2 protein-coding genes and 1 pseudogene are annotated in these 1,922 nt (G+C 64.5%); 1 reads left to right on the top strand and 2 read right to left on the bottom strand.

Annotated features, from left to right (window positions below):
* Positions 1-25: 25 nt before the first annotated feature.
* Complete coding sequence (locus EOD07_RS32775) at positions 26-961, top strand: PhnD/SsuA/transferrin family substrate-binding protein (protein WP_164772771.1); 936 nt, start codon at positions 26-28, stop codon at positions 959-961.
* A 4-nt stretch (positions 962-965) separates the two neighbouring features.
* Here EOD07_RS32775 and EOD07_RS32770 read toward each other — a convergent pair whose 3' ends face one another.
* Positions 966-1,592 (bottom strand): TadE/TadG family type IV pilus assembly protein, encoded by a 627-nt coding sequence (locus EOD07_RS32770; protein WP_127238186.1) that lies wholly within the window; start codon positions 1,590-1,592, stop codon positions 966-968.
* Positions 1,593-1,633: 41 nt separating this feature from the next.
* A pseudogene (locus EOD07_RS32765) lies at positions 1,634-1,922 on the bottom strand (pilus assembly protein); the annotation flags it as partial.

The following is a 1,922-nucleotide window of genomic DNA, read 5'->3' as shown; positions in this document are numbered from 1 at the left end:
CAAGTGCGGCGGGAGCGAAGCAGATATGGCAAGGCGCGGCAAAACCGCGGCAAGGCAGGCCGTGAAAATGTGCGCGGCCGCTCTCGCGGCGTTCGGCGCCGCCACCTGGCCGGCATGCGCCGACTGGCGTGACGACATCGGTACATTCCGCATCGGCATCGTCGCCGAACCGGGCGGCGGCAACACCGTTCCGGGGCTCGCGCGCCTGACCGACGCCTATGCCAATGCGCTTGGCATGAAGGTCGAGTTCGTCGTTGCGCGCGGCTATGCGGCGCTGATCGAGGCACAGGCGAGCGGACGCGTGCAATACGCGGTCTATTCGGCGCTCGCCTACGCCACGGCTTCGGAGCGTTGCGGCTGCGTCGAACCTTTGGTGGCGCCGGTCGATGCCGACGGCGCGGTCGGCATCCGTTCCGTCCTGGTGACGCGCGACGGCAAGCTTCCGGACCTTGCCGCCATCGCGTCGCACCGGATCGCGATCGCGCCCGCCGACAACGTCGGCGGCGCGCTGCTGCCGCTGACGGCGCTTTCAGCCGAGGGCGTCAGGATCGCACGGGATTCACCCTTCCTGGCGCGCGCCGCTTCAGCCACCGCGGCCGAGACGATGCTGGCCGGCGGCGAAGCGGACGCCCTGTTCGGCTGGGAGCCGGCCGGCGCCGACGGCCAGCCCGGCCATTCCGACGGCACGTTCGCGCGGCTGGAGGCGGCTGGCATGCCTGAGGCGTCGCTTCGCGTGGTGTGGACCTCGGGCCTCTTGCGCTACGGGCCGCACGCGGTCCGCAGCGATCTCGACCCCGAGGCAAAGCGCCGGCTGACGGTCTTCCTGACCAATCTCAAGTCACAGACGCCCGATGTGTACGACCTGCTGGAGCGGGCGCATTCCGGCGGTTTTACGCCCGCCCTGCCGAAGGACTACGCGATGGCTCTGGCCATCGTGCGACTGACAGGCGGCAAGGAATAGCGCGTCAGCAGTCGCTGCAAGGAATCGTCGGGCTCCGGCGAGGCCTCAGATAGTAAGTCTCGCTCATGTTGATGTCGCTGAAGGTGGACAACAATCCAAGCGCCTTCTGATCCTTGTTGTTCTTGTCCCACATGATGACGGGCGTATAGCCAAGGTCGCTTTCCACCCGGATCAGGAAAGTGTTGCGGATATTAAGCGTTGCCGGAACGGTAACGGGATCGCCAACCTTGGCATCGGCGCTGTAGGTCGTGCCCACCAGCTTGCGCGACCACGCCACCGTCGCTTGAGGCGACGCCTGGTCCGATATCTGGATTGCGGTGATGATGATCGAGGGGGCCGAGCGGTTATAGGGCAGAAGCGTCGTGCCGCCGATCTTCATGATAGCGTCGAGGTTGGCCTTCACGACCGTCTGCTGTTGAGTTACGAGATCGGCCACCATGCTGCCGATGCGGCTGACCTTCTTGCTGGTCTCGATGGCCTGCGAGGCTTCCATCGTGATGAAATACATGATGAGCAGCACGGGCACGATAAATGCAAACTCGACCGCCGCGACCCCGCGCCGATCGCGGCCAAACCGCCTTGCTCGCGCCACGATGGCCGAAATCCCCCAATGTGCCCCCGCACGGTACATCCTGTCCTCCAAGCCGCCGCAGTCTCAGTCGTCCACTGGCCTCAGTTGTCGTCGAATGGTTCGTTTTGCCAGGTCACGGACGCGAAATGCAGCGTGGTGCCGTCAGTGAAATTCTGCATCTGTTTGGCCAGCAGATCCGTCATCACCGGCCATTTGTAGAACACCCGCAGCATGTTGATCGATTCGGCCAGCCCGGGCGAAACTGTGAAGGTCTTGTCACTTCCGCCTTGCGTCAGCACGATGTTGTTGCCGTCTATTCTGAAGCCCGCCGTTGCGGCGTCCGCGAAGCTCGAATATTCGCGCAGATCAACGAACAATCCCGGGCAGTCC

Source organism: Mesorhizobium sp. M2C.T.Ca.TU.002.02.1.1 (genome assembly GCF_003997225.1).
The sequence above is the reverse complement of the archived record's forward strand: the minus strand, read 5'-3'. Positions and strand labels throughout refer to the sequence as shown.